This is a genomic window from Roseateles sp. P5_B10, assembly GCF_056400485.1.
Window position 1 is genome coordinate 1 of the sequence record NZ_JBFULE010000220.1, and the last position, 7,322, is coordinate 7,322.

Here is a 7,322-nt window from a genome sequence, read left to right on the forward strand (position 1 = left end):
GGCTTAGTGTCGAGTGCCAAGAGGTTGCTGGAAGGCCGGCGCCTCGGCAAGTGCGCGAACTTACCGAATGCCTCCTTGCGTCAATCGGCAGGACTCGCGTCCAATCCGCGATGCCAACTCAACGGATCTCGCCATGTCACGTTACGTCGATCAGGTTCTCGTGCCCGGCGAGCGAGTCGTCCATCTGGGGCGCACCAGCCTCTGGTCGGTTTGGCACTTGCTGTTGTTCGGCCTGCTCTTGCTGCCCGCCTTTGGCCTTGGGCTCATCCTTTGGGTGGCCGCCTACGTTCGCATCAGGTCAACCGAGCTGGCCGTGACCACCAAGAGAGTGATCGTCAAACACGGATTCATCCGCCGCCACACGATCGAGATCAACATCAACAAGGTGGAGAGCATTCAGGTCAATCAGTCCCTCATGGGCCGAATGCTCAACTTTGGCACCCTCGTCATTGCGGGCACCGGCGCATCCCATGCGCCCATCGACGGCATCGCAGAGCCACTTGTATTCCGCCGCGCCTTCGTCGAGGCCCAGGACTCGGCACAGAGCAGCCAGGCATAGCGTCAAGAGACGCTTCAGTCGAAGGTGCCCGCCACAAAGGATGCCTTGACCGTGATCAGCCAGCTGCCCTCCACCTTGTGCAGGACGAAGTGGTCGTTGAACAGCTTCTGGCCGATCCGCACCCTCACGTTCGCTGTTGAAAGGCTGTCCGAGATGTGCTCGACCGAGAGGATTGCTTCGTCCCTCGGCGCACCCGTCGACTGGGGGCTCGGCCTTCCATGGATGAGCGCCGCATAGTCCTGTGAGGACAGCATGTTCAACCGCCCCCCGTCAAGCCACTGCACAAAGCAGTTCGGGTGGAAGACCTTGTTGAAGTCACGGCTCTTCGGCTCATAGGCCAGATTGAAATAGTCCTCGATCAGAGTGGCTACGGCTTGGGTCTGGGTCATCGCTGGCTTTCATCAATGGGCGAACGATTCGTATAGTGAGGAATCCTTCCGCGCCCGGCTACAGCGAACTGGTTATCGCTGCCATTACCAGAACACATCGACCATGGATGACCTTGATGGAGCGCTTGTCATCGGCCTGCTGGCGCTGAATGCGGTCGCCGAATCGAAGAGCTTCGGTCGTGCCGCCTCTCGGCTGGGCAAGACGCAGCCCGCGGTGAGCCGCTCGATCCAGCGCTTGGAGGACCGTCTCAGCGCCAAGCTCGTGCATCGCACAAGCCGACACGTTGAAGTGACGGATGCCGGGCATGCGTTGCTCTCCAAGGTGCTGCCCCTGCTGCAGGGGATAGAGGATGCGACGGCCGCCGCCTCTGACCAGGCCTCGGCCGTCAACGGCACGCTGCGCGTCGCCTGCGATGCCCGGTTTGCCGGCCTCGTGTTGGCGCCGGAGCTGGCGCAGTTTCTAAAGGCCCACCCGTCTCTTCAACTGAGGTTGGAGACCAAGAACGGTCTCTCGGACCTGGTGAGCGACGGATTTGATCTCGCCGTCAGGTTTGGGCCTCCATCCATCTCGACCCTGGTCTGCCGCAGGCTCTACAGCCCGCGCGTTCTGACCGTTGCCGCGCCGTCCTATCTGGCGCGCCGCGGTCGACCCAGGTCGCCGCAGGATCTGGTGGGCGACGATCATGAGTGCATCGTCGCCATCGATCCCGCCACCGGCAGGCCCTTCGAGTGGGAGTTCTGGCGTGGCGATGAGAAAGTGAAGGTGGCCGTTCGCGGCAACCTGACGGTCACGGACGCCGGAATCAAGATTGGGGCCTGTCTCGCGGGCCACGGGATCGCCCAGGTGATCGACCTCGGGGTCGATTCGCATCTGCGAGCGGGCACGCTGGAGCCCGTCTTGCCGGACTGGGCTGACGAGACATTTCCCCTCTATGTCTACTACCCCAGCCGGACCCACGTTCCGGCCAAGGTCAGAGCCTTCATCGACTTTGTTGTGGGCATGATGCCGGTGCTTCAGCCGGCCGGCCAAGTCGACCTTCGGCCATGAATGGGTCGATCGGCGCCATCAGCTCCTATCGCGACACCACGCAGTCCATCTCTTCGAGCCCCGCGCCGATTCGTGCGCTTGTTCGACTGTCCTGGGCCTAGCTCTCCAGGCCAAGCAGGCGCTCGGCGTTGCCATGGGCGATCAGGGCCTTGTCCGCGTCGCTGACGGGCAGGCCCTCGATGAAGCCGCGCGCGCCGTCCAGGCTTTGGTAGGGGTAGTCGATGGAGTACAGGATGCGCTCCGCACCCATCAGCGCATGGATGAACTGGAAGTGCGGCAAGGTGAGCATGCCGCTGGGCGACACGTAGACGTGCTCGCGGTAGGTCCGCGCGATGGGGCGCTTCAGGCCTGACGCCTGCTGGGGAATGGAGTCCTCCAGCCTCTGCAGGAAGAAGGGCACCATCTCGCCCCAGTGGCCGCTGATGACCTGCAAGCGGGGGTAGCGGTCGAACACCCCGGCGAGCAGCATGCGCACGACCTGGATGCCGGCCTCGTTGTGCCAACCCCAGGCGAACATCGACAGGCGTGCGCTGAGTTCGCGCTCGAAGCCACCGTAGTACGGCGCCTGCACGGCCGGCAGCGGCAGGCCGGGGTGAACGTACAGCGGCACGTTCAGCTCGTCGAACGCAGCCAGCACGGGGGCGTAGCGCGGGTCGTCCAGGAAGGTCTCGCCGGGGCGCCCGTTGATGAGCGCACCCTTGAGGCCCAGCTCCTTCACGGCCCGCTCCAGCTCACGCGCGGCGGCCTCGGGCGCCTGCCAGGGCAGCGTGGCAAACCCGGCGAATCGCGAGGGATGGGCTTGCGCGGCCGCGGCCAGCTTGTCGTTGGCAGCGCGGTTCAGGGCTATGGCCTGGGCGGCCGGCAGCAGCTGGGGAAAGCCGCCGTAGGAGAGGACTTGCATGGCGATGCCTGCCGCGTCCATGTCGACCAGGCGGGCCGCGCCCATGTCCAGCGCCTTGCGCGCCGACTCGCTGGGCGCGACGACATGCGGGCGGCCGGGCGCGGCCACCTGTTGGCCGTCGATGACGCGGCTGCCCCAATCGGCGAGATACGGCGCCTCGGCACGCACGAGGCTTTGCGACGCCGCACCGATGGCAGCATCCAGCACGTGCTCTTCGACGCAGATCAGCTTCATGTCGCGCCCCGGCCGCCGATCACGCCAGCAGCGCGTCGCGCAGCGCTTCGCCGAGGCTGGCGGCGGACTGCGGGTTCTGGCCCGTGATCAACCGGCCATCAACCTCCACCTTGTTGGACCAATTGGGTGAGTCCTGATGCAACGCGCCGCGCTCGTTGAGCGTGGAGGCCAGCAGGAAGGGCACGACGTGGGTGGACTGGACTTCCTCTTCCTCGCTATCGGTGAAGGCCGCCACGCGCTTGCCCGCCACCAGCAGGCTGCCGTCGGCACGGCGTGCATTGACCAGGGCCGCCGGGCCGTGGCACACGGCGCTGACGATGCCGCCCGCCGCGTCGATCTCGCGGATGAGCTTCTGCGCGCCGGCGCTGTCGGGGAAGTCCCACATCGTGCCGTGGCCGCCCGCGAACATGACCGCCGAGTAGCGCGCAGGGTCGGCGTCATCGATGCGCAGCGTGTTGGCAATGGCGTGGCGGAAATCGGCATCCGCCCAATAGCGGGCGACCACCGGGTCCTTCATGTCCTCCAGCCCGTCGAGCGGCGCGGCGCCGCCCTGGATGGAGGCGATCTCGACGCGGATGCCGGCTTGCTGCAGCTTCTCCAGCGGGTGGGTGACCTCCGCCAGGTTGAAGCCGGTGGGGATGCCTGTCGCCCCCTTGACCGGGTTGCTGGTGACGACGAAGAGGATGGGCTTGAGTTCAGAAGCTTGTCGGGTCATGGGCGATGGCTGTAATCACAGGTTGCTGAAGAAGGGGACGAGCTTGGCAATCGCCTGATCCACGTACTCAGGCCGGTCGTAGAGCGCGACGTGGGTGGCGCCTTCGATGACGAACAGCTCTTTCGGGCCTTTCGACAGCGCCAACGCTTGCTCGCTGTAGACCTTGGTGTCGGCGATGCTCCCGGCGATCAGCAGCAGCGGCTGGGTCAGCAGGTCCGGAATCAGGTGGAAGACCGTGAAGGCCAGCATCTTGTCGAGGCTGGTCATCAGGAAGCGGCCCTTGGAGTTGGGGTGCTGGCCCCGCGGTGTGCGGTAGTAGTCGTAGGCTTCGCGAAGAAAGGTCGGCGTGTTGTCGTCGATGTCTTCCAGCCGTTCGGGAACGAACGGCGCGTAGAGGGGCTCTGCACCCCTGGCTTCGGCCGTGCGTTGCTGCGCCGCCGCTTGCAGTGTTCCTATCAAGGCAACAACAGGGATGGGGTTGCCAACAATGGTCCTGGCTGCCTCGCCCATCGGCGTGGCGCTGACCACGCCCACCGCCTTGAAGCGGCGCTCCGACTGGGCAACGGCGAGCGCGTATCCGCCGCCGGCGCAAACACCGAAGACCCCCATGCGCTCCACGTCGACGTAGGGAAGCGTCGAGAGAAAGTCGGCAGCCGCACGGGCATCTTCCACGCGCGCCGACGGGTCCTCCAGCAGGCGGGGCTCGCCGCCGCTCGCGCCCTGGTAGGAGGCGTCGAAGACGACAACGACGAAGCCATGTGCTGCCAGCCGCTTGGCATACAGGCCTATCGTCTGTTCCTTCACGCCGCCGGCGGGGTGAATGCCGACGAGGGCGGGGTATTGCCTGTCTTCCCGGAAGTCGTCCGGCAGGTGAAGGTGCCCTGAGAGCTGGATCGCTCGATTCGCAAACGAGACGGCTTGGAGCATGAGGAATCAGGCGTTGCCGGCGGCGAAAAGCATTTCCCAGTTCAGGAAGGGGCCCAGCGGAATGACGTCCCAGCCGATGAGGCCGGCCTTGGCCAGCGGGAACTCGGCCAGGGCCTTCCTGGCGGCTTCCACGGACTCGGCCTCGGCGAGGATGGCGACGCCCGGGCGGTCCTGGCGGAAATAGATGTCACGGACGATGCCGCTCTTGTAGAGCTGCCAGCCGTGGCGGGCTTCGTCCTGCAGGTGCGGTTGGTACTGTTCCAGCGTGGCGCCGGGCTGGGGGATGTCGAGGCAAAGCAGTTTCATGAGTGGTCTTTTGTAGAAGAACGGATCAGGCCGGTCCCCGTGGCGGGGCGCTCGCGGCATGCTACGGTTTCCATTAATTCGCCAGTGGCGCATTGACGTCTTGGTTATGATTCCGAAAATTCGACAATAGAACGATGCTGGACAGACTCGACGGCGTGGMGGTTTTTGTGGAAACGGTGGATGCCGGTGGCTTTGCGCGCGCCGCAGAGCGGCTGGCGTTGACGCGTTCCGCTGTCGCCAAGGCCATTGCACGGCTCGAAACCCGGCTGGGCGTGCGGCTCTTTCACCGCACGACGCGGGCGCTGAGCCTGACCGAAGACGGCCAGATCTATTACGAGCGCTGCGTTCGCGCCATGGATGAGCTCCGCGAAGCGGAGGCGCTGCTTGAATCCGGCCGGCACGAGGTCAGCGGGCGGCTGCGCGTCGCGATGCCCGTGCTGTTCGGTCGGCTTTGCGTGGCACCCATCCTGCTGGAACTCGCGCGCGAACACCCGAAGCTGGAACTCGACCTGTGCTTCAGTGACCGCCCGACGGACATCGTTGCCGAGCGCATCGACCTCGCGATCCGCAACGGCAAGTTGGGGCCGGCGACGGGGCAGCTTCGCAGCCGCCGGCTGAGCAGCCAGAGAAAGGTGTTGTGCGCCTCGCCGCACTACCTCGCGACGCGCGGCCATCCCGCCGACACCCAGTCGTTCGAAGGGCATGACGCCCTGCTGTACTGGCGGGCCGACTACGTGCAGCCCTGGACCCTGCCGGACGTCGAAGGCAAGCTGATTGAGGTCACCTTGAGTTCCCGTTTCCGTTTTGATGACCTTGCCGTCGTCGCCGACGCGGCTGCGGCCGGGCTCGGCATCGCATGGCTGCCGCATTGGCTCGTTCGGGACAGTCTGCAAGGCGGTCGCCTCGTCGCGCTCTTCGAGGAGCGCCCGCATGCGTCGGTTGAATGCCATGCGCTTTGGCCGGTCAGCCAGCACATGCCCTTGCGTCTGCGCCTGGCGATCGACACGCTGGTGTCCAGGCTTCCGGGCGCCGTCGAAGGCTAGTGCCGCTTGAGCGTTTGAAGACCCAGACCTTGTAGAAGTGGCGGCGCATCAGCCGCGACTTTCCTTCTCCAATGGCATCGCGGGTGGCCACCTACGATTTCAGTCCGCTGAGGGCCGCCCGCTGACATGAGTTCCGAGCGCTGAACGCGCAGGCAGAACGCCGACAGAAGGGATGGACGCCGTGTGGAATCGCAAGCCGTCACTCATGAGCACGCGCGCCGCCGCGATTGCCGTCGCATCGACACTTTCCATGCTGGTCCTTTCGAGCGTCGCAAACGCCGTGGAGTCGAAGATGCCCTTCATCAGAATCGCCGAGCTTGAGATTGATCCGGCGCAACTCGAGGCTTTCAAGGCAGCCATCGCGGAGGGCGTCGAAGCCGCAGTGCGGACCGAGCCGAAAGTTCTGGCCCTCTACGCCGTGGCCGAACGGGACCGGCCGAACCACATACGCGTCTTCGAGATCTATGCAGACGAAGAAGCTTACGCACAGCACATCCAGACCGCGCACTTCAGAAAGTTCTTTGAATCGACCTCGCCCATGGTGGTGTCTCGCCGCCTGATCGAYACGGTGCCGGTTGTGCTCGGAGCCAAGCCATAGCGCGAAGCGCGTTGGTGGCGCTGCCGAACGGATGGAGCGTTGCACGGCACGTTTCGTCGTGCCCCATCGACGGCCTGTCGGCGCCCTGCCACCGACTGTCGCAGCATGATGGCGGAGCCGGCAGGCCATCGCGAGGATGCGGCCTTCTTCACGCGTCCCAAGGCAGACCGATGAACTCTCTACGCCACCGCTTTCTCGCTTGCGCGCTCGCTGGCGTCGCCATGGCCGCCCACGCGGCGGAGCCCTCGCCGGCCGAGGCCGATCTCAGCGCCACGATCGCCGTGCTCGACACCGCGGCCTTTGAGGCCTTCAACCATTGCGAGGCACCCGGCCAGCTCGACAAATACGCGAGCTTCTTCGACCCTGCCGTGGAGTTCTATCACGACCTCGGCGGCGTCACGTGGACGCGCGACGTGATGATCGCGCAGACCCGGGCCCATGTCTGCGGCAAGTTCCAGCGCGAACTGGTGCCGGGCACGCTGAAGGTGTGGCCGATCAAGGGCTTCGGTGCGCTGGCCCGCGGCGAGCATCGCTTCTGCCACTACAAGCCGGGCGGCACGACGCATCCCTGCGAGGGCCGCGCCGAGTTCACCATGCTGTGG

At 65.4% G+C, this 7,322-nt stretch carries 10 protein-coding genes; 5 read left to right on the plus strand and 5 right to left on the minus strand.

Annotation, left to right across the window (positions count from 1 at the left end; all coding sequences use genetic code 11):
• The first annotated feature begins 133 nt into the window (after positions 1-133).
• Positions 134-559, plus strand: coding sequence for a PH domain-containing protein (locus AC1DU6_RS14845; RefSeq protein ID WP_056198788.1), 426 nt, complete (start codon positions 134-136; stop codon positions 557-559).
• Positions 560-573: 14 nt separating this feature from the next.
• Here the strand turns inward: AC1DU6_RS14845 and AC1DU6_RS14850 are convergent, their stop codons facing one another.
• Positions 574-948 (minus strand): nuclear transport factor 2 family protein, encoded by a 375-nt coding sequence (locus AC1DU6_RS14850; protein WP_056198791.1) that lies wholly within the window; start codon positions 946-948, stop codon positions 574-576.
• 103 nt (positions 949-1,051) lie between these two features.
• On the opposite strand from AC1DU6_RS14850, the gene AC1DU6_RS14855 reads away from it, so the two are divergent.
• Positions 1,052-1,996, plus strand: a complete 945-nt coding sequence (locus tag AC1DU6_RS14855; RefSeq protein ID WP_056198794.1) for a LysR family transcriptional regulator — start codon at positions 1,052-1,054, stop codon at positions 1,994-1,996.
• 97 nt (positions 1,997-2,093) lie between these two features.
• Here AC1DU6_RS14855 and AC1DU6_RS14860 read toward each other — a convergent pair whose 3' ends face one another.
• The 4 genes from AC1DU6_RS14860 to AC1DU6_RS14875 are packed head-to-tail and all read right to left on the minus strand — an operon-like array spanning position 2,094 to position 5,079.
• A complete protein-coding gene (locus AC1DU6_RS14860) occupies positions 2,094-3,131 on the minus strand; it encodes an amidohydrolase family protein (RefSeq protein ID WP_477857988.1) in 1,038 nt (345 codons plus the stop codon).
• A gap of 19 nt (positions 3,132-3,150) precedes the next feature.
• A complete protein-coding gene (locus AC1DU6_RS14865) occupies positions 3,151-3,846 on the minus strand; it encodes a type 1 glutamine amidotransferase domain-containing protein (protein ID WP_457324433.1) in 696 nt (231 codons plus the stop codon).
• A gap of 15 nt (positions 3,847-3,861) precedes the next feature.
• Positions 3,862-4,773: an alpha/beta hydrolase gene (locus AC1DU6_RS14870; protein WP_457324434.1), complete on the minus strand. Its 912-nt coding sequence runs from the start codon at positions 4,771-4,773 to the stop codon at positions 3,862-3,864.
• 6 nt (positions 4,774-4,779) lie between these two features.
• Positions 4,780-5,079 carry a YciI family protein gene (locus AC1DU6_RS14875; protein ID WP_457324435.1) on the minus strand — a complete coding sequence of 100 codons (300 nt, stop codon included), beginning with the start codon at positions 5,077-5,079 and terminating at the stop codon, positions 4,780-4,782.
• A 134-nt stretch (positions 5,080-5,213) separates the two neighbouring features.
• Here AC1DU6_RS14875 and AC1DU6_RS14880 point away from each other — a divergent pair, with 134 nt between their 5' ends.
• The 3 genes from AC1DU6_RS14880 to AC1DU6_RS14890 form a co-directional block, all read left to right on the plus strand.
• Complete coding sequence (locus AC1DU6_RS14880) at positions 5,214-6,122, plus strand: LysR family transcriptional regulator (RefSeq protein WP_477857991.1); 909 nt, start codon at positions 5,214-5,216, stop codon at positions 6,120-6,122.
• 205 nt (positions 6,123-6,327) lie between these two features.
• On the plus strand, positions 6,328-6,720 hold the full coding sequence (locus AC1DU6_RS14885) for a putative quinol monooxygenase (protein ID WP_477857993.1): 393 nt from the start codon (positions 6,328-6,330) through the stop codon (positions 6,718-6,720).
• 170 nt (positions 6,721-6,890) lie between these two features.
• The coding region (locus AC1DU6_RS14890) for a nuclear transport factor 2 family protein (RefSeq protein ID WP_477857995.1) at positions 6,891-7,322 on the plus strand (432 nt) is incomplete at its 3' end.

Bases quoted from the DNA above. Each gene is read 5' to 3' on its own strand.
- AC1DU6_RS14845 (WP_056198788.1), top strand. From the start codon at position 134: ATGTCACGTTACGTCGATCAGGTTCTCGTGCCCGGCGAGCGAGTCGTC.
- AC1DU6_RS14850 (WP_056198791.1), bottom strand. From the start codon at position 948: ATGACCCAGACCCAAGCCGTAGCCACTCTGATCGAGGACTATTTCAAT.
- AC1DU6_RS14855 (WP_056198794.1), top strand. From the start codon at position 1,052: ATGGATGACCTTGATGGAGCGCTTGTCATCGGCCTGCTGGCGCTGAAT.
- AC1DU6_RS14860 (WP_477857988.1), bottom strand. From the start codon at position 3,131: ATGAAGCTGATCTGCGTCGAAGAGCACGTGCTGGATGCTGCCATCGGT.
- AC1DU6_RS14865 (WP_457324433.1), bottom strand. From the start codon at position 3,846: ATGACCCGACAAGCTTCTGAACTCAAGCCCATCCTCTTCGTCGTCACC.
- AC1DU6_RS14870 (WP_457324434.1), bottom strand. From the start codon at position 4,773: ATGCTCCAAGCCGTCTCGTTTGCGAATCGAGCGATCCAGCTCTCAGGG.
- AC1DU6_RS14875 (WP_457324435.1), bottom strand. From the start codon at position 5,079: ATGAAACTGCTTTGCCTCGACATCCCCCAGCCCGGCGCCACGCTGGAA.